Source organism: Thermohalobaculum sp. (genome assembly GCF_058622915.1).
Window position 1 is genome coordinate 1 of sequence record NZ_JBZSYN010000178.1, and the last position, 19,635, is coordinate 19,635.

Annotated in this window: 17 protein-coding genes and 1 pseudogene; 2 read left to right on the plus strand and 16 right to left on the minus strand. The window is 63.6% G+C overall.

What is annotated here, in order from left to right:
• Window positions 1–160: 160 nt before the first annotated feature.
• The 3 genes from AC32QD_RS13490 to AC32QD_RS13500 all read right to left on the minus strand — a co-directional run bounded on the left by AC32QD_RS13490 (window position 161) and on the right by AC32QD_RS13500 (window position 3,078).
• The gene (locus AC32QD_RS13490; protein ID WP_492011025.1) at window positions 161–1,441 is read right to left on the minus strand and encodes a TRAP transporter large permease; all 1,281 of its coding nucleotides are present in this window, start codon (window positions 1,439–1,441) and stop codon (window positions 161–163) included.
• Between the two features lies 1 nt (window position 1,442).
• Entirely contained in the window at window positions 1,443–1,997 is a 555-nt protein-coding gene (locus tag AC32QD_RS13495; protein WP_492011026.1) for a TRAP transporter small permease, read from the minus strand.
• A 100-nt stretch (window positions 1,998–2,097) separates the two neighbouring features.
• Complete coding sequence (locus AC32QD_RS13500; protein ID WP_492011027.1) at window positions 2,098–3,078, minus strand: TRAP transporter substrate-binding protein; 981 nt, start codon at window positions 3,076–3,078, stop codon at window positions 2,098–2,100.
• 434 nt (window positions 3,079–3,512) lie between these two features.
• Here AC32QD_RS13500 and AC32QD_RS13505 point away from each other — a divergent pair, with 434 nt between their 5' ends.
• Entirely contained in the window at window positions 3,513–4,208 is a 696-nt protein-coding gene (locus AC32QD_RS13505; protein ID WP_492011028.1) for a GntR family transcriptional regulator, read from the plus strand.
• Window positions 4,209–4,685: 477 nt separating this feature from the next.
• On the opposite strand, the gene AC32QD_RS13510 is transcribed toward AC32QD_RS13505, so the two are convergent.
• From AC32QD_RS13510 to AC32QD_RS13520, 3 genes are all read right to left on the minus strand, one after another.
• Window positions 4,686–5,930: an ABC transporter permease subunit gene (locus AC32QD_RS13510; RefSeq protein ID WP_492011029.1), complete on the minus strand. Its 1,245-nt coding sequence runs from the start codon at window positions 5,928–5,930 to the stop codon at window positions 4,686–4,688.
• Complete coding sequence (locus AC32QD_RS13515) at window positions 5,927–6,733, minus strand: taurine ABC transporter ATP-binding protein (protein WP_492011030.1); 807 nt, start codon at window positions 6,731–6,733, stop codon at window positions 5,927–5,929. Before AC32QD_RS13515 ends, AC32QD_RS13510 begins: the two co-directional genes overlap by 4 nt.
• 66 nt (window positions 6,734–6,799) lie before the next feature.
• Window positions 6,800–7,801, minus strand: coding sequence for a taurine ABC transporter substrate-binding protein (locus AC32QD_RS13520; protein WP_492011031.1), 1,002 nt, complete (start codon window positions 7,799–7,801; stop codon window positions 6,800–6,802).
• A gap of 734 nt (window positions 7,802–8,535) precedes the next feature.
• Here AC32QD_RS13520 and AC32QD_RS13525 point away from each other — a divergent pair.
• Window positions 8,536–8,907: pseudogene (locus AC32QD_RS13525) on the plus strand (transposase); the annotation flags it as partial.
• 37 nt (window positions 8,908–8,944) lie between these two features.
• Here the strand turns inward: AC32QD_RS13525 and AC32QD_RS13530 are convergent.
• The 10 genes from AC32QD_RS13530 to AC32QD_RS13575 form a co-directional block, all read right to left on the minus strand.
• Window positions 8,945–10,375 (minus strand): MmgE/PrpD family protein, encoded by a 1,431-nt coding sequence (locus tag AC32QD_RS13530; RefSeq protein ID WP_492011032.1) that lies wholly within the window; start codon window positions 10,373–10,375, stop codon window positions 8,945–8,947.
• Between the two features lie 30 nt (window positions 10,376–10,405).
• Window positions 10,406–11,206, minus strand: coding sequence for a crotonase/enoyl-CoA hydratase family protein (locus AC32QD_RS13535; protein ID WP_492011033.1), 801 nt, complete (start codon window positions 11,204–11,206; stop codon window positions 10,406–10,408).
• Between the two features lie 16 nt (window positions 11,207–11,222).
• Window positions 11,223–12,785, minus strand: a complete 1,563-nt coding sequence (locus tag AC32QD_RS13540; protein ID WP_492011034.1) for a class I adenylate-forming enzyme family protein — start codon at window positions 12,783–12,785, stop codon at window positions 11,223–11,225.
• Window positions 12,786–12,804: 19 nt separating this feature from the next.
• The gene (locus tag AC32QD_RS13545) at window positions 12,805–13,995 is read right to left on the minus strand and encodes an acyl-CoA dehydrogenase family protein (protein WP_492011035.1); all 1,191 of its coding nucleotides are present in this window, start codon (window positions 13,993–13,995) and stop codon (window positions 12,805–12,807) included.
• Window positions 13,996–14,006: 11 nt separating this feature from the next.
• On the minus strand, window positions 14,007–14,882 hold the full coding sequence (locus AC32QD_RS13550) for a nitrilase-related carbon-nitrogen hydrolase (RefSeq protein WP_492011036.1): 876 nt from the start codon (window positions 14,880–14,882) through the stop codon (window positions 14,007–14,009).
• A 54-nt stretch (window positions 14,883–14,936) separates the two neighbouring features.
• Window positions 14,937–15,839, minus strand: coding sequence for a glycine betaine ABC transporter substrate-binding protein (locus AC32QD_RS13555; RefSeq protein ID WP_492011037.1), 903 nt, complete (start codon window positions 15,837–15,839; stop codon window positions 14,937–14,939).
• Between the two features lie 39 nt (window positions 15,840–15,878).
• A complete protein-coding gene (locus AC32QD_RS13560) occupies window positions 15,879–16,595 on the minus strand; it encodes an ABC transporter permease (RefSeq protein ID WP_492011038.1) in 717 nt (238 codons plus the stop codon).
• Between the two features lie 17 nt (window positions 16,596–16,612).
• Complete coding sequence (locus AC32QD_RS13565; protein WP_492011039.1) at window positions 16,613–17,749, minus strand: ABC transporter ATP-binding protein; 1,137 nt, start codon at window positions 17,747–17,749, stop codon at window positions 16,613–16,615.
• A 48-nt stretch (window positions 17,750–17,797) separates the two neighbouring features.
• On the minus strand, window positions 17,798–18,448 hold the full coding sequence (locus tag AC32QD_RS13570; protein WP_492011040.1) for an ABC transporter permease: 651 nt from the start codon (window positions 18,446–18,448) through the stop codon (window positions 17,798–17,800).
• Between the two features lie 108 nt (window positions 18,449–18,556).
• Window positions 18,557–19,591 (minus strand): GlxA family transcriptional regulator, encoded by a 1,035-nt coding sequence (locus AC32QD_RS13575; RefSeq protein WP_492011041.1) that lies wholly within the window; start codon window positions 19,589–19,591, stop codon window positions 18,557–18,559.
• Window positions 19,592–19,635 lie beyond the last annotated feature (44 nt).

Genomic DNA, 19,635 nt, shown 5'->3' on the forward strand with positions numbered 1-19,635 from the left:
CGCCCGCATCGAGCAGGCCGTCGGAAAGCTCAAACGCTTCAAGCGCATCGCCCTGCGCTGCGAGAAGACCGCACGAAACTTCAGGTCTTTCGTCGCCCTCGCCGCAGCCCTCATCTTGATCAAATCCGTCCACACAGCCTAATCCGTGGCTCGTGCGCCCTCAGCGATAGAAATAGTTGACCAGAAACATCGGGACCGCTGGCACATAGGTGCAAAGCAGGAGCACGAACAGCAGCACGCCGACGAACCAGACGTTGATCTTCGAGACCTCCCAGATGTTGGCGCGGGCCACCGCGCAGGAGGTGATCAGCACGCTCGCCACGGGCGGCGTCTGCTGTCCGATCGCCAGATTCAGCGTCACCACCAGCCCGAAATGCACCGGGTCGATGCCGCTCGCGTGCATCAGCGGCACGATGATCGGCACCACTAGGATAATCGCCGCCGCCGAGTGCAGGAAGAATCCGATCACCAGGAAAAAGACGTTCAGGATCAGCAGCACGACCCACTGATGCGAGGTCAGATGGAGGATGCCGTGCGCCAGCTCCTGCGGGATGCGGGCGCGGGTTAGGAACCCGCCCATCACCACGCTCGCCGCGACCAGCAGCATCACGACCGCGGTCTGGATGCCGCCGTCCAGCATCGCGCGGCGAAGATGCGCGAAGTCCACCTGCCGGTACCAGGCGCCGACTAGAACCGCGGCGAGCACGGCGAGACCGGCCGCCTCGGTTGCGGTCACGAAGCCGCCGAAGATGCCGCCGAGGATGATGACCGGCAATGCGAAGGCGGGAAGTGCGTCGACAAATGTCGCACGCAGGCGCGACATGTCGAACGCCGCCTCGGTCGGCAGGTCGTAGCGGCGCGCGAAGATGAAGGCGACGCCCATCAGCCCGATGGCGCCGATCAGGCCGGGGATGAAGCCCGCGACGAAGAGCTGCTCGACCGAGGTGCCGGCGGAGGCGGCATAGAGGATCATCGGGATCGAGGGCGGGATGATGATCGCGAGCGAGGCCGAGGACGAGGTCACGGCCGCCGCGAGCGGCCCGCCATAGCCGCGCTTCTTCATCGCCGGGATCAGGATCGAGCCGAGCGCTGCCACGTCGGCGACCGCACTGCCCGAAATCTCGGCGAAGAACAGCGAGACGCCGATCGTGACCATGGCAAGGCCGCCGCGGACGAAGCCGATCAACGCCGAGACGAAATTGATCAGCCGCTCGGTGATGCCGCCCGCATTCATGATCGCGCCGGCGAGCACGAACATCGGGATCGCGATCAGCTCGAACTTGGTCGAGCCGTTGTACATGTCGAGCGCGACGTTGACCACGCTCCCCGGCCCCTCGGCCGTGACCAGCCCGAGCACCCCGGCCACCGCCAGGCTCACCGCGATCGGCACGTTGATGCAGATGAGCACCACAAGGACGACGAAGAGCCAGAGGATCAGCATGTCAGCGGCCCGTTGGCGCCTGCTCGGCCGACTCGCGTGTCGCCGGTTCGATCTCCTCCCGCTCGTCCTCCTCCAGCGAGACGCCGCGGGCGGTGGCGCTCAGATACCGCGGCAGGCTCAACAGCTCGCACAGGATGAAGAGCGCCGCGCCGATCGGGATCACCGACTGCGTGAACTGCACCGGAACCCAGGTGAGCGAGACCAGAGACATGCCCTGGAGCACCAGCAGCACCTCCCAGCCCGCCCAGGCAAGCAGGCCGAAGAACCCGATGATTACCGCCTCGGCGAAGAGAGCGGCAGCGATCCGCAGTGTCCGCGGCAGCGCGAGCAGCACGGAGTCGAAACCAATGTGCCGGCGCTTAAGCGCGGCCAGCGCCGAGCCGTAATACGTGATCCAGGACAGCATGATCGCTGCGACCTCGTCATACCACGAAAAGCTGTTCCCCGAGATGCGCGCGAACACGGCGACGATCACGGTGACGGTCAGCAGCACCATCAGAAAGATGGTGAACAACTCGAGCACCAGTTCGACGACCCGGGCGGCGGATTTCAGCATCAGTGGGCGGGCCTTTCGGAAAAAGAGCCCCGCACCGCAAGCCGGCGCGGGACACAAGAACGTGGCGGCCGGGCGCCCTGCACCCGGCCGCGGGAACGGCTCAGGTGCCGCTGGCCAGGCTCTGTACCTGGTTGATCAGCTTCTGGCCGCCGTCGACCTCCTTGGCGAACTCCTTATAGATCGGCCCCGAGGCATCGATGAAGGCCTGCTTGTCGGCCTTGTTCACCTTGACGCCCGCATCCTTGACCTTCTGCAGCAGGTCCTTGTCCATCTGCGCCGCGGTCTTGTAGGCGAAGTCCTGCGCGTCGTTGCCGCACGCTTCGAGCGCCTGCTTCACGTCGCCCGGCAACGCATCGAAGTGCTTCTTCGATGCCAGGATATAGGCCGGCGTGTAGACGTGGTCAGTCAGCGAGAGGTACTTCTGCACCTCCTGGAAATGCGCGCTGACGATCTGCGCGAGCGGGTTCTCCTGCCCGTCGATCACGCCGGTCTTCAGCGCAGTGAACACGTCCGAGAACGCCATCGGCGTCGGATTCGCGCCATAGAGCTTGAACATTTTGACGCGCCACGCGCCCTTCGGCGTGCGCAGCTTGATGCCCTTGAGATCATCGGGCTTGTAGATCGGCCGGACATTGTTGGTGATCTGCCGGAAACCGTTCTCCATCAGGCCGACGATGTAGTAGCCGTGCCTCTCGGCCGCCTTCTCGAAAATCGGCTTCATCTGTTTCCAGACGCGGCGCATCTGGTCGCGGTTCTTGATGATGTAGGGCATCTCGAAGATGCCGAAGGTGTCGTCCACCGAACTCATCACCGAGGAGGGCAGCGAGAAGTCCACCTGGCCGAGCAGGAGCTTCTGCAGAAGCTCCTGGTCGTTGCCGAGCTGGCTCGACCCGTAGGTCTCGACCTTGGCCTTGTCGCCGAGCTTGCCGTTGGCGCACTTGGCGAAGTGATCGACCGTGACTTGGAACAGCGAGCCCGGCTCGCCAACATGGCCGAACTTGAGCGTCATCTGGGCCGCGGACGCGCCGCTTGCGAAGAGTGCCGCGACGGCGGCGCCAGCAATGAGAGCGGTGAGTTTCATGAGCTGCTTTCTCCCTTGGCTTAGTTTTTCGTGGCCGACCCTGTGGCCCCGGGTCTGGCCGGCAAACGGGGCTCCTCTGGCCCCCCATCGCCGCGGGACGGCGGGGCGCATCCGGCGGCGAAACGTCTTCACTCCTGTATCAGAATCTTCATAACGGCGAGCACGCCTCCTGTCCTGCGCGGTTCGGCTGCCCTTGTGAGCTGCATCGTGGCGCATCGCGCCCACTGCTGAGCTTTGCACCATCGCCGGAAGAATGCTATAGGATTTTGTATACAGAATGCGAGAGGGGCCTCACGGTCAATGGTGAAGATCAGAAACCTTGAGCAACGCCTCCATAACCGGGATGGGAACGAGGCTCCGTCCGGCAGCTCCGATCCTGAAGGGCTATGGCATGGAAGTCCTGCACTGTCCTTCAGCCGACCGGGCGGCAGGTGATGAGCGTCGTTCGGCTCCGGCCCATCCCTCGGCAATCCCTGCCTGACAGCGTCGCCGAAAAGCTGAGGAAGCTCATCATCAATGGCGCGCTGGAACCGGGGGCGAAGATCGACGAGAAATCCCTGTGCGACCGGCTGGGCGTCAGTCGCACCCCGTTTCGCGAGGCGATGCGCCTGCTCGCCGCCGAAGGCCTTGTGCGCATCACGCCGCACCGGGGCGCGCGCGTGGCCGAGATCATGCTTTCTGATCTCGCCGAAACATTCCCGATCATCGGTGCCCTCGAGGCGCTGGCCGGCGAACTCGCCTGCACAAGGATCACGAATACCGAGCTTCGCCAGTTGCGGCGGCTGCAAGAGCAAATGATCGACAGCCATTCCGCCGGTGACCTGGACGAATACTTCCGCCTGAATGAACGGATGCACCGGGTGATCCGCGAGATTGCCGGCAACGCACAGCTGAGCGAGTTGCTAGACAGCTTTTCGACTCGAGTACGTCGCGCCCGCTTCATGGCAAACCGCTGTTCCGGCCGCTGGGCGGAGGCAATTGGCGAGCATGACCAGATTCTGGCCGCACTCGAGGCCCGGGACGGTCCGCGCTTGGCCTTACTGATGAAGGCGCATCTGGCGAACAAGCATGCCGCGCTCGCGGCGGCGCTAAGACAAGCCGGCGATGTCGTCGAAGAGGCGGCGGAATAAGAGGATATCGATCAGGTCTCACGCCGGAACGATTGAATTAGCGGAACAGGAGGCGCCTCAGTTCCCTTGCGTGGCGGCCACGGCCCCTGCGGGTCGAGGAACGTAATGTTGTTTGTGCGCTTTGAGCGGCGGCGCTTCATCTACCCGATTGGCGTCGCAAAGGGCAGATTGAGGAGTCGATGTCAGGCCAGCTATATCGTGCAAACGGAAACAGAGGGCAAGCCCATCGCCGCGAACCGCAAGACAAAGTCCTAATCCTGCTTCGCAAAAATGTCCCAAGCGCAATGCATTGGGGGCCTTGGATTCCACCCGAGATCCCACATGACGCAGCTTCAAAAGCGCTGTGGAAGCAGAAGCGAGAGGAGATCAGCGTAGTATTGTTACGTGTTGCTTGCCGTTTGTCGTGAGCGGGAGTCAAAAATAGCTTACAAAGCCATCGTCGATGGGATTGGTGGTCTCAAATTAAGGATCGACAGCTCAACTGCGCCCTTTCCACGGCACGAAATAGCGCTCGGCCGCGCGCATCAGCATATCGATCGAATAGCCGATGATGCCGATAAGGATGATGCCCATGACTACGATGTCGGTGAGCTGAAATTTCGAGGCAACCATGATCATCATGCCGACGCCCTTTTGTGCGGCAACGAGCTCAGCGGCCACCACTGTGCCCCAGCATACACCCATTGCCACGCGTGCGCCGGTGAAGATCTCGGGCAGCGAGTTAGGGACGATGACGTGGAAGAGTATTTGCCGTTTCGAGGCCCCGAGCGAGTAGGCGGCGTGGATCTTGGTAATGTTCACCCCCGACACGCCGGCACGGGCAGCGATCACCATGATCCACAGTGCGGCCAAGAACAGAAGCACGATCTTGCCCGTCTCCCAGATGCCGAACCAGATGATGACAAGCGGGATCAGCGCAAGCGGCGGCACGGGGCGCATGAATTCGACGATCGGGTCGAACCAGCCGCGGAACCAGCTCGACAGCCCCATTGCATAGCCGAGCGGGATACCGACGGCCGCGCCACCGATCATGCCCAGCACGACGCGCATCAGCGACGAGCTAAGATGCCCCCACAGCGATACGCCCCGATAGCCGCTATGGGCGATCTCGATCAGGCGATGGATCACCGCCTCGGGCGTGGGCAGCCAGATCGGCTCGATCTGCATGCCCGTGTCGGGGACCAGGACGAAGGCGCCGCTACGCGTCACCTTGAGGCTGCCATGCGCGATACGGAAGGTCTTGTCCGGGACGATAGGATGGCCATCGACGGCGACGACCGTGCTGCCCGCGGGCGCATGGGTGTAGATCAGTGCGCTGCGCCATACGGCGGCCTTGGTCACGACATTGGGGGCGAAGCCATCGGCCTTTGCGGGCTTCGGCAGATCCGGCTCGTGGCCGACGGGATAGACCACCGTCTCGACCTTGCCCTTTGCGGTCGCACCCTGCTTGTCCTTCAGCGTGTAGGTGAAGGAGGTCGTGCCGATGAATGGCCCTGGCACGTGGAAGGGCACCCAGCGCGAGCCGGTGAAAGCACCCCAGATCAGGAAGATCGCGATAATCGAGATGACGGAGGCCGCGCGATCGGGGGTCACCGCGCTTTCGTCGCCGAAGGTCACCGTCTTACGGCCGGTCAGGTCGTGCTTCTCGCGGCGGCCGCGCACAAGGCGCAACACTAGGAAGGAGATGACAAAGATGGCGATATAGGCGAGCAGAACGATCATGCCGCACCTTCACTCCGGCCCATGATTTCCTCCTCCATGCCCCAGATCATCGACAGGATCTCCTCGCGCTTCTCGGCGAAGCCCTCGGATTTCTTGACGTCCCGCAAGTCGGCGCCGACGCCGCGGTCGGCGAAGGGCAGGCGATATTCGCGGAAGATCCGGCCCGGACGCGGCGCCATTACCACCAGCCGCTCGCCCAAGAGCAGCGCCTCCTCGACCGAATGCGTGATCAGGACGACCGTCTTGCCGGTGTCTTTCCACAATCTCAGCACAAGGCCCTGCATCTTTTCGCGCGTCAAGGCATCGAGCGCGCCGAGTGGCTCGTCCATCAGGATAACTTCGGGGTCGTTGGCCAGGCAGCGCGCCAGCGCGACGCGCTGCTGCATGCCGCCCGACAATTCGTAGACGGCCTTCTCCTTGAATCCGCCAAGCCCGACGGTGTCGAGCAGATCGTCCGAAATCTTGCGCCGGTCGGCCTTGCGCATGCCCTTCATGCGCGGGCCGAAGTCGACATTCTCACGCACGCTCATCCATTCGAACAACGCGCCTTGCTGGAAAACCATGCCGCGCTCGGGGCCGGGGCCGAGCACCGGCTTGCCGGCCAGCGTCACCTCTCCCTCGCTGGGGGCAAGGAAGCCGGCGATGATGTTGAGAAGGGTAGTCTTGCCGCAGCCCGAGGGACCGAGGACCGAGAGGATCTCGCCCTCCTCGATGTCGAGCGACACGTCTTTCAGCGCCTGGATCGACACGCCGTTGGGCAGGTCGAAGCGCATCGAGACATTCTGGATCGACAGGCCTGACATGGCTTTTCCGAAAATGACCGCCGAGATCGGGGCGGCCGGTACCAATGTCCCGGCCGCCATATTTGGCTACATTTTCGAAGCGGCTTTCAGAGGACCCGCATTCACTGCATCGTCGTAGCTACTGCGGACCTTCGGGATGTTGCCCGTCGAATGGAAGAAGTCGGCGACGTCCTTGAGATACTTCTGCGTCCCACCGCCCAGCCAAGCCTTGCTGAGCGTCGTCTTGTAGTCCAGGAACGAGAAGCCCTTGAGCATCGACTTGGCGGCACTGAGATCCATGCCAGCGTCCTTGGCGATCGCTGGCAGCATTTGCTTCTTTGCCGCATCGCCCGAGTTCCACTTGTCATTCATCTCGTGCACGACATGGAGGAACTTGGCCACCAGATCGGGCTTAGATGCAACAAACTCGGCCGGCCCGGTGATGCCATCATAGACGTGGAGGCCGATCGCGTCTTTTTCTGGACCCGTCAAGAGCACATGGCCATTTTCTTCCATGCGCTGAAGTCCGCCGCCAAAACCGCAGGCCATGTCGACATTGCCCTGTGCCAGCGCCACAGCGCCGTCGGCAGGCGCCATGTCAACAATCTGCATTGTCGAGGTATCGACGCCGAAATGCTCCATCTGCTTGAGGAAGTCATATTGCGCGGCAGTGCCGATCGGCACGGCGACCTTCTTGCCCTCGAGCTCCTTGACGTTTGCCTTGGTGATGTCGAGGCGGTTGGAGACCACGCAGTTGTCGTTGCCCGCATAGCTCACGGCGACGTCGACGAGCTGCAGGTCCTGTCCTGCCGAAGTGGCGACAATGAAGGGTGGAATGCCCTGGCTCACCGCCAGTTGCACGTCGCCCGAAGCCATCGCTGCACTCATTGCGGTGCCTGTATCGAAGGAGCGCCAGTTGATCTTGACGCCCATCTCTTTCTCGAACTGGTGGTGGGCCTTGGCGTATTCGAACGGCATAGCCCATTCGAGGAAATAGGCGACAGTGATCTGGTCCTGCGCCTGCGCGGCCTGAGTGCTGACTAAGAGCCCAACGCTGACAAGTCCACCAATAAGTCTAGATAGTCTCATTGTTCTCTCCCTTCTACATTGTTGATTGGGCTCTTCTGCATTGCGAGCATGGCGCAACAGCCTCTGCCGTCGGCGAACGCCGCTAAGTGCCGCAGCGTCGGGGCATATCTCGCCTATCCCTCCATAGACCGGCGTCTATCCGTCGTCAAAGTTTTCCGGGGAGCTTTGGCGCCTTCCTAATGGGCAGTTCGAAGACCCAAACCGTCTCACCGTCTCCCGAGGTCAATTTTTCTGCCATTCTATAGCCTTAATATGAAGCCGACCCGGGGCAGGAGAACAGAACGTACCTTCGGCAGACAACGCTGGTTACGGCCCCCCAATGAGGGTTCGGTCAATAACAGTCGGGGAGATAAACTGTCGGTGGTTTCACGCCCCCGCCACGATAAAATTACCCTCAAGCCAGTGGCTTGAGGGCTTCTTGATTCCAGCCGGGGCGCTGCGGTTGGTGGTACTGGAAGCACCGTGGAAGCAGCAGACTGAATTGGCCCCTGTTTCGACCGGACAGTCGGGCATGAGTTTGGAGGCTTGGGGATCTCCTTGAGCATGTGCTTATGTCCGAGATCGAAATCAACGCCGATGGCGGAGGCCGCCGGCTGGCTCATACCCTCGACATGGCACGCCCGGCGCACCCGCCTGTAAAGTTCCACAGAATACATCTCCCCGCCTTCAGCTCGTTTGCGTCAGGCGTGAAGGTGGCGGAGTTTTACCCCGCAATGGTCAGACCATCCGACCGATTCCGTGGTCCACTTTCCATCCGGAGGTCACACGCGATCGACCGCGACGCCGTCGACGCTTACATCGAGCATCTTGTCGGTCCCGATCTGCGCCCCGGCGACATTGTCATCATGGACAACCTCTCCGGCCACAAGGGGCCGAAGGTGCGCCAACTGATCGAGGCGGCCGGCGCCAGCCTGCTCTATCTCCCGCCATACAGCCCGGACTTCAACTGCATCGAGATGGCCTTCGCCAAGCTCAAGGCGCTGCTGCGCAAGGCCGCCGAGCGTACCGTTGACGGCCTCTGGATCGCCATCGGCCGCCTCATCGACCTGTTTACACCAGACGAGGGCCGGAACGACTTCGAAGCCGCAGAATATGATCCGAAATAGATGGGAAACGCGTTAGCAGTAGCGTTTCAAAGCGGCGTCACGGTCGGGAAGCCGTAGCCGCCCCTACTGGTGCCGAAAATCCTCGAGCGCCAGGTCGACTGCCGCATTTTTCGCTGTCAGCCGTCGCGTTCTCGATGTCGCTGACGGGTCGCGTGACATGGCCGAGCAACCGATCGACCTCTCCACCAATGCCCAGGCTGTCCACCGCCATTGCGATCTCCGCCGCTCGCGGGCGACCGCAAACGGAATCGGCCAGGCCATAGAACTTTTCCCGCACCTCCGCTTCCGTGACCGGGGCCTCTGGATCGCCCCGCGCTTCCGTCGGGACTGACGCCAGGCGCCGACCGTCCTTCAGCACCAGGACGACATGGGCGATGCGTCGCGCGGGAAAGGCGGCATTGTACTCGGCCGCCTCGGTTAGGATCATCCCTTCCGAGAGGCGCAGGACCTCCGGATCGTTGAAGGTGGATGGGCTCACCTCTTCCGGCCCAACGCGCCCTCGCACCACGGCGGCGGCAACAGGGAAGGCGGTGGAGTACTGTGCCTGCTCGGTTGTCGTCGGACGCCGCGTTGCGAGGCGAAGCGACTGATGGAACGTCACAACCTCGATCCGCTCGATCATATCCGAGGTCAGACCGTGCGCTTCCCGCAGGTCGAGCGCCGCCTGCAGCGGGGGCTGTGCCCAGCGGCAGACGGGGTAAGGCTTGCAGTACTGTTCGTAAATCCGCCAGGTCTGCCCGAGATTGCCCCACAGATCTGCGACGTCCTCGCCCTCTACGGTCACAGCGGGGGCGCCGGTGAAGCCCTCGGCGGCGAGATAGGCTGCCGAGACGCCCGCCATGGCGCCCCAGCCGGAACCGTCCTTGACCATGGTCGGGTGGTCGATGCAACGCATCATCTGGCTGCGGGGACCATGGTACTCGGCGATACCGATGGCTTCGCGGGTCCGCCCGGCATCGAGGCCAAGGACGCGCGCGCCAAGCGCGGCGCAGGTGACGGCGATCCAGGCGCCCGACGTGTGATAGTCGCAGGCGGTGCGGTGGAGCGCGATGCCGGCACGGGTGCCGATCTCGTAGCCGAGAACGAGTGCGGTGAGGAACTCCTCGCCCGAGAGCTGCCCCTTCGCCTCCATGAATGCGAGCAGGGCGGGGAAGCTGCCGCAGCCGACATGGCCCTTGGTCAGCTTGTGGCCGTCGTGCCCGTCGAGGGAGTCGATGGTCATGCCGCCGGCGAGCGCCGCACCCGCGGGGCTGACGGCCCGGCCATCGAACAGCATGTGCGCTTGCTGTGATCCGGCGCCGAAGTGTCCCGCGGCATGGTCGCGAATGATGCGCGAGAGATCGGTCGTCGAGCCGCCCGCGGCGATCCCGATCAGATCGAGGAGCCAGCGGCGGGCATGGCGCACCACCTCAGGCGGCAGGTCGGCGAAGTGCAGGTCGTGGACGAAGTCGCGGAAAGGAGTGGCCATGGCCGAATTCTTTCGAAAAGCGGGGCAGGGTCAGCGCCCGGTGAAGGTCGCGGCGCGCTTCTCGAGAAGCGAGTTGACCGCCTCCTCGTGGTCCTCGGTCTGGTGCGAGGCCCCCTGATATGCAGCGGCCAGTTCGAGGAGCGAGTCAAGCCGGGTGTTCAGCCCCTCGCGCAGCAGCCGCTTGGCGAGGCGGAGCTGGCGGGGCGGATTTTTGGCGATCCGCTCGGCCAGCGCACGGGCTTCCGGCAACAACTGGTCAGGCTCGACAACCTTGGAGACGAGACCCCAGGCGAGCGCTGTCTCGGCGTTGACCGGCTCGGCGGTGAAGGTCATCTCGGCGGCGCGGCTCAGGCCCACCTGGCGGGGCAGCAACCAGCCGCCGCCGTCGCCCGAGATCAGGCCGACGCGCACGAAGTTCTCGGCGAAGGTGGCTCGGGTCGAGGCAATGCGGATGTCGCAAAGGCAGGTGGTGTCGCAGCCGGCGCCGTAGGAGGGGCCGTTCACGGCGGCGATCAGGGGCACCTCGCATTCCCACAGCGCCTTGGCGACGCGCTGGATGCCGGCGCGGTAGCCATCCTTCACGGCAAGCGCGTCGCCGGCGAAGGTCTCGCGCTTCTCCTTCATATGCTTGAGGTTGCCGCCCGAGGAAAAGGCCTTTCCCGCCCCGGTCAGGATGGCGCAGCGGACCGAGAGGTCGCGGTTCATCCGCTCGCAAGCCTCGACGATGCCCGCACACATGTCGTGGTCGGTCATCGCGTTCATCGAGTCGGGGTTATTCAGCGTCAGGGTGACGATGGGGCCGTCCTGCTCGTACAGCAGCTTCTCGGTCATCTTGCTGTCCCTCTTGTCAGGCTGCGGCGGCAGGGGCATGCGCGGCAATGAGCTCGCGCTTCAGCACCTTGCCGCTCGGGTTCGTGGGCAGCGCATCCATGAAGAAGTACCGCTTCGGCCGCTTGTAAGGCGCGATGTCGTCGCTGGTCTTGCAGTAGGCATCGACCGCCTCGCCTGTCAGCTCGGGGTCCGAGGCGACGACGAAGGCAGTGACCACCTGGCCCCATTTCTCGTCCGGCAGGCCGACGACCGCCGCCTCCTGGATGCCGGGGCAGCGGTAGAGCACCTCCTCGACCTCGCGCGGATAGATGTTCTCGCCGCCCGAGATGATCATGTCGTCGGCGCGACCGTGGAAGTAGTAGAACCCGTCCGCGTCCCTCGAGAAGAGGTCGCCGGTGTAGATCCACCCGGCCTTCAGCTTCTTCGCGGTCTCGAACGGCTTGTTCCAGTAGCCCTCCATCGCCTGCGGCCCGCGGACGATGAGTTGGCCGATCTCGTCCGGCTCCACTGTCTCGGAGGGCGGCACCTCGCGCGATTGGTCGTTGACGATGACGCGGGCCTCGGTGATCAGCGTGGGCTTGCCGCACGAGCCCAGCTTCGCCAGCGCGTCCTCCGGGTGGAGGATTAGCGTCAGCGACGCCTCGGTCATGCCGTAGCCGTTGAAAATGCCCGGGCAGAACTCGTTGATCACCCGCTCCATGGTCGCCGACGAGATCGCCGCGCCGCCGGTGGTGATCATGCGCAACGACGAGACATTGTAATCCCTGAAGTGGGGGTGGAACAGCATCTCCTGGATTTGGGTCGGCACCGCGAAGAGGGTGCTGATCTTCTCGGCCTGCACCACCTCCAGTGTCTTTTCGGCCTCATAGCGGCCCATCACGACATTGGTGCCGCCGACCATCATGTGCGGGATGAAATAGGCCTGCATCCCGCCCACGTGATAGAGCGGTGCGATGTGCAACGCATTGTCCTTGTGCGATAGCCCATACTCCATCACGCAGTTCATCGCGATGGCGAGGTCGTTCGAATGCGTGTGCATTACCCCCTTCGGCCGCCCGGTGGTGCCCGAGGTGTAGACCAGCGCCGAAATGTCGTCGCCGCTGGGCGCTGGGCGCGGCTCGCCTCGGTCCTCAGTTTCCTCGGCCAGCGTCTCGAAGTGGTGGTGACCGTCGGGGATCAACGCCTTGTCATAGGCGCAGCCGATGAAGTCATGCACCGACTTGACCTGCGCCTGCACCTTCAGGGCGTTTTCAGTCAGGTAGCGGCCGTAGACGAAGATCCGGGCACCCGAGTCCTGCACGATATAGGCTGCCTCGCCGGCGCTCAGGCGGAAGTTCAACGGCACCGCGACAGCACCGAGGAGTTGGCAGGCGAAATAGGTCGTGACGGAATTCTCGGAGGTGGAGACATAGAAGGCAACCCGGTCGCCGGGGCGCACGCCCATATCCTGCAATGCCTGGGCGAAGCGGCGAACGCGGGCCAGCCACTCGGCATAGGTCCATTTGCGATCCTCGAAGATCAGGGCGGTGTGGTTCGGATATCGCTCGACCGAGGCTTCAAGAATGCGGGCGACGTTCATGTCATCTCCTCCGGCGGGATCAGAGGTTGGGCTTGATCGCCGGCATCTCGCGGGCGGCGATCAGGTACTTGTTCATCTCGGAGCTGCCGCCGACGATCGGCAGCGCGCGCGCGTCGCGGTAGATCTGCTCGGCCCGACCATATTGGCGGGTTATCCCGTCGCCGCCGAGGATCTGGACGGTGCGGTCCGAGCAGAAGACGGCTGTTTCGGTCGCCATCAGCTTGGCTTGGGCGGCCTCGCGCATCAGGTCCTTGCCGTCGATTTTCGCATCATACATCTTCGCGGCCCGGTAGGTCAGCAGCTCGGTCGCGTCGATCCTCCAGCTCATGTTTGCGACCATGTCCCAGATAAGCTGCTTCTGGCCAAGCTTCTGGCCGAAGGCGTCGCGGTTCTGCGCATGTCCCTTTGCGATATCGAAGGCCGAGCGCGCGACGCCGAGACCCGAGCCCCCAAGGATCACCCGCTCGAAGTTGAAGGCGCCCAGCATGATGCGGAAGCCGCCATTGAGCTGGCCGAGCAGGTTCTCCTCCGGCACCCGGACGCCCTCGAGCTTCACCTCGCCGACGACGCAGCCGCGCCGGCCCATGAAGTTGTAAGTGCGCGGGAACGACATGCCGGGCGTGCCGGCCGGCACCGCGACGGCGGTCATGCCCTTCTGCGGCGCCACGTCGGGGTCCGAGATCCCCCACACGATGTAGACGTCCGACTTCGAGGCGTTGGAGATATAGCGCTTAAAGCCGTCGATCACCCATTCGTGCGTCGTCTCGTCGAAGCGGATGCGGGTTTCCATCCCGGCGCTGTCCGAGCCCACATTCTGCTCGGTCATGCAGATCGACCCGATGGCGGTGCCCTCGAGGATCGGGGTGAGGTAGCGCTCCCGGATCTCAGGACGTGCATGGGAGTGGAGCGGGTAAGCGCAGGAAAGCGCCGTGGCGATGGTGGTCTCGAAGGCGTAGTTCAGATAGGCCGCCTCCTCCGAGAGGATCGTGGCGTGGGTGAGCCCCGGATTCTTCAGCGATCCGCCGTAGAGGTCGGCGAACATCAGCTTCATGTAGCCCGCTGAACCCAGGGCCCGGACCACCCGCTTGACCGCTTCCCAGTCTTCCTCGCGCTCGATGGCCTCGCAGCACGGCGCCAACTCGTGGTCGAGGAAGTCCCGGATCTCAGCTCGGAAGGCCCGGTCCTCGTCGGTCAGGAAGAAGTCGCGCATGAATGGGCTCCTCAATCGTCTTCGCGGACGAAGTCCGGCACGCCGAGCTGGCCGATCAGTCGCGCCGTCTCGCGATGGATCAGCGAGATGTTGCTGTCTCGCACGGTTGGCAACAGGTGGCGCGCCTTGCGCACCTGGTCGTAATCGAGCTCGGCGGTGATCAACTCGGGCTCCTTGCCGGCCACCGCGATCTCGCGGCCGAAAGCGTCGACGATGCGCGAGCCACCCCAGAAGGTCAGGTCCTCCTCGCTTCCGGTGCGGTTCACCATGATCGAGGGCGCGCCGTACATCATCGAGTAGAAGCGCATGGTCAGGGCCCAGCCCCCCGGGTTGTCGAAATCGGCGCCGACCGCCTCCACGCCCGAGCTGACCGGCGTGATCAAGAGCGTAGCGCCGTGCAGGAAGGCGAGATGGGTCAGGGCCGGATTCCACGCGTCGGCGCAGATCAGCAGACCTGCGCGCCAGTCCGCGTCGATGGCATAAGTATCGACGAAGCGGCCCGAGGCGTAGTGCTTGCCTTCCTCGAGCTTGCCGTAGGTCGGCAGGTTCACCTTTCGGTGAAGATAGACCAGCCGCCCACCCTGCAGGATGGCGGCGGTGTTGTAGAACTGGGCCGCTGGGCCCTCTTCGATGAAACCGACCACCACCGCCATGTCGCCGGCGGCGCTGGCCAGGCGCCTGAGGCGCGGATCGGTCCGGAGCATCGCGGCGCTCAGCAAGCTCTTCGCGCCGTGATGCCCGGTAAGCGAACTCTCGGGCATGACCAGAAGGTCGAGGCCCATTGCGCGGCCCTGCTCGATCCAGTCGAGGTGGATCTCGATGTTGGTGTCCAGATCAGCGATTGCGCTCGCGAACTGCGCGGCGCCTATCTTGAGTTTGCGCGGCACGGACGTTGTCCTCGTCAGGCGCCGGGACGCAAAAGGCGCCCCGGCGCGGTTGCCTCAGATGAAACCGTTCTGCTTCAGGAAGTCCTTGGCGACGTTCTCGACCGAGACCTTGTCAACATCCACCTTCGCGTTCAGGCCGGCCATCACCTTGTCATCCAGCTTCGCCGAGACCTTGTTCAGCAGCTGGCCGATGTCGGGGTGCTTCTTCAGCACCTCGGCACGGATCACCGGGCAGAGCGCATAGGAGGGGAAGAACCCTTTGTCGTCCTTGAGCACGACGAAGTGGAATGCGGGGATCCGTCCGTCCGTGGCGAAGACAAGACCTACGTCGACGTCACCGTTCTTCAGCGCCTGATAGACGAGACCGGAGTCCATCCGCTTGATGTGCGAGCGCTCGAAATGGAAACCGTACGCCTTCTCCATCGGCTTCAACCCGTCCGGCCGGGCGTAGAACTCGGCGTTGGACGCGAAGGTCAGGTCATGCTTGGCGTTCACATGGGCCGCAAGCTCGGAGAGCGTGTGGATGTTGAGCTTGTCGGCCTCCTTCTGGCGCATCGCCAGCGCATAGGTGTTGTTCGCCTTGGATGGATTCAGCCACACGATGCCCTTTTTGGCGTCGAGCTCCTTGACCTTGGCATAGGTCTGGGCGGCGTTGAGCTTCTCTTTCACCTTGTTGTAGGTTATGAGCGACGTGCCGGTGTACTCCCAGTAGACGTCGATCTGACCATTCTCCATCGCCTGGCGCACGGCGGCCGAGCCCATGCCCGAGCGATTGTCCACATTGTATCCCTTCGCCTCGAGCAGCTGCGCCGTGATTGACGACAGGATCTGCTGTTCGGTGAAGTTCTTGCCGCCGACCACAATGGTGTCGGCTGTGGCCGCGGTCACTCCGCCGGCGGCGACGACCGATGCCACGGCAGCACCGGCAAGCATGGATTTCAGGCCCTTCATAAGCATTGGCGCGTTCCTTCCTTTCGCCAGTTCAGCAGCCGCTTCTCAGCGAAGCGGGTTCACCCCCCTGGGGATCAGGTGCAGCTGCCCCTGTCCCATGAGAAAGTCGACCAGCACCGCCAGCAGCGCGGTCGGGATCGCGCCTGCCAGAAGGGTGCCGGTGTCCATCAGATCGATACCTGTGAAGATCAGCTCGCCCAGGCCGCCGCCGCCGATCAAAAAGGCCAGCGGGGTCGTGCCGACGTTGATCGCAAGCGCGGTGCGAATGCCCGAGAAGATGACGTAAAGCGCGTTCGGCAGCTCGACCCGCCATAGGATCTGCATCGGCGTCATGCCCATGCCGTGCGCGGCTTCCTTGAGGTGCGGCGGCACCGCCAGCAACCCGGCGTAGGTGTTGCGCACGATCGGCAGCAGCGAGGCGACGAAGAGGCCGAAGATCGCGGGTGCGAAGCCGATGCCGAGGACCGTCATCGACAGCGCGAGCACCGCCAGCGTCGGGATCGTGGTGCCGATGTTGAAGATCTGCATGATCGTCTCGGAGACCCGTTCCATGCTTGGCCGGGACAACCAGACGCCGATCGGAACGCCGACCAGGATGGCTAGGCTGCCAGAGACGCCGACCAGCACCATGTGCTGCTGCGAGAGATAGACGATGTCGCCCCAGTGGGAGGCGATCTGGTCGATCAGACCGGAGGCGCTCACCCAAGCGCCCAGCGCGAAGGCGGCGATCAGGCCGAGGGTGCGGCCAATTCTCGGATTCATCCGCATCGTCGCCCCTTTCAGGCTACCGCCTCGGCGTCATCGCGACGATAGGTCTCGCCAAGCGCACGGGTCACCGCGGGCTGCGTGACCAGCCCGGCGAAACGACCGGTGTCATCGACAGCGGCGAGCCACGCCGTGTCATGCGCGAACATTTCAGAAACTACGGCGCGCAGGTCGGCACGCGCCGGTACGGTTGCCGGCAGAGGTCGCGCAAGCTCCTGCACCAGCCCGCTGGCCCCTTCCGCCATCTCCTCTGTGAGATAGCCGATCGGGTGATGGTCTGCGTCGATGACCACCGCTACCTTTGCGCCGTGGTCGCGCATCGCCGAGAGCGCGTCATGGACCTTGCCATGGCGCGAGACCGCGGGCGCATCAGCATCCGCGATCTCCGCGGCAGTTACCAGCCGCAAGCGCTTCAGCGTCCTGTCGGCGCCGACGAAATCGGCGACGAAGGGATTGGCCGGATGGGCCAGGATCTGGTCGGGGCTGTCGTACTGCTCGATCTTTCCGTCGCGGAAGATGGCGATCTTGTCGCCCATCTTGACCGCCTCGTCGATGTCGTGACTGACGAACATGATGGTCTTCTTCAGCTCCGCCTGCATCTTCAGGAACTCGTCCTGAATGATCTCGCGGTTGATCGGGTCGATCGCGCCGAAGGGCTCGTCCATCAGCATCACCGGCGGGTCGGCCGCCAGTGCCCGGATCACGCCCACCCGCTGCTGCTGGCCGCCCGAAAGTTCCTTCGGGTAGCGCTTGAGGAAGATGTGCGGGTCGAGCGCCACGAGGTCGAGGAGCTCGGCGGCGCGCTTCTTGGCCCGGGCCGAATCCCAGCCCAGCAGCCGTGGCACGACGCAGATGTTCTCCTCGATGGTCATGTTCGGGAACAGGCCGATCTGCTGGATCACGTAGCCGATCGAGCGGCGCAGCGTGACGTCGTTGAGCCCCGAGGTGTCCTTGCCGTCGATGAAGATCTTGCCCGACGTCGGCGGGATCAGCCGGTTGATCATCTTCAGCGCGGTGGTCTTGCCGCATCCCGAGGGCCCGAGCAGGATGCAGATCTCGCCCTCCGGCACCTCCATGCTCACATTGTCTGCGGCTACCACCGGCCCGTTGGCGGTCTCGAAGATCTTGGTGAGGTTCTCGAGTCTGATCATCTTGGCGGTCCCGGGAAGTTAGCACTGGGTATGGTCGGCACTAGCGGGTCACCGCTTGAGACCAACAGGGGTGAGGCGCTTCTGGAGTTGCAGAAGCAGCCAGTCAGCGACGATTGCGAGCAGCGAGACGGCCAACGCGCCGGCGATGAGTTGGCGCGGGTCCGTCTGGCTGATGCCGCGCGAGATCAGGACGCCGAGACCGCCCGCGCCGATATAGGCAGCGATGGCGGCGACACCGATGTTCATCACCACGGCGGTGCGCACGCCCGCCATGATCACGGGCACGGCGATCGGGATCTCGACCCGCCACAGCCGCTGGGCCGGGGTCATGCCCATGCCGCGGGCGGCCTCGCGCAAGGCCGGATCGACATTGGTTATGGCGGTATAGGTGTTCCGCACGATCGGCAGCTGCGAGTAGAGCAGGATCGCGATCACGGCGGGCAGCCAGCCGATGCCGTGGCCGATCAGCGAGAGCACCGGGATCATCAGGCCGAACAGCGCGATCGACGGGATCGTGACGATGATCGACGCAACGTAGAGCACCGCGTTGGCCGCAGGCTGGCTCTGGGTGATGGCAATCCCGATCGGCACGCCGGTCAGGACTGCAAGCCCGACAGCCACGGCCACGATCGAGATGTGCTCGACGCCGAGCGCGGCAATGGTGCCGAGGTTGTTGTAGATGAAAAGGAGCGTTCCCATTCCCCTATCCGCTTTTTTCTTTCCGGGTATCCGGGCATTGCCCGAAAGCCCGCTGATGAGCGTTGCGTTACCGGAAAGGCCGTATAGATGAAAGCTGCGAGTGACGTCTTACGTCGCGTCGCCAATTTCTTGCATCGTTCCGACATTTCCGTCGTGGCCCCGCCGGCGTACGGCGGACGGCGGCAGAGCATAGCACGCCTTGAACGCCCGGCTGAAGTGGCCGGGGCTCGAGAATCCGCAGTGCGCTGCAATTTCCTCAAGGGTTTCAGTGGACTGTAGTAGCCAATGCAGCGCAACTTTCAGGCGCAGATCGAGGTAGAATCGCGACGGCGACTTGCCGAGAGCTGATTCGAAAAGCCGCTCCATTTGTCGTTCTGACAACCCTCCGAATTCCGCCACCTTTGCGATCGGCATGGGCTTCGAGATGCGCCCCTCCATAAGTCGGATCACGGTCACAAGCCTGCGGTCAGTAACCTGATAGCGCCAATGCACATCTTGGCGCTGCATTGCGGTCGCGGCGCGGACGGGTCCGTGCAGGAACTGGTCGGCAACGTCGGCCGCTACGTCGCGGCCGTCGCGGCTGGAGATCAGTGCCAGCATCATGTCCATCGCGGCGGTGCCGCCGGCAGCGGTGATAATTTCCGAACTCATGCAGTACAGGTCCGAGCAAACGCAGACCTTCGGAAATTCCTCCGCGAGCCGGCGGTGCGTTTCCCAGTGGATCGTCGCCCGGCTTCCATCGAGGACCCCGGCGCGGGCAAGGATTAGTGAGCCATTGCTGATCGCGCCAATCATGCGTTTGCCGTCGCGAAGGTTTCGTAGCCATTGGAGCAACTTCGGCTCGTGGTAGGCGTCGACATCGAGGCTCGCGACAACAACCGTAAGATCGCTAAACGGTGCGTCTGCGAGGCCATGCGCTGCTCTCATCTCCAAGCCGTTGCTCGCGGCAACCGGACCTGGATCACGCGAAACGATCTGCCACAGATAGCGCTGTTCACCGACGAGACGGTTGACGGACCGCAGCGGCTCGACGGCGGCACTCAGGGCCATCATCGAGAATCCTGGAACCAGGAAGAATGAAACAGAGAAGGATCGAGCGCCGCTTTGCGAGACGTTCAGGGCGGATGGCTCAAGCGGTTGCATTCATTAACTTTGCTCTGACGCTGGCGCCTGCGCAAGCTAGCTCG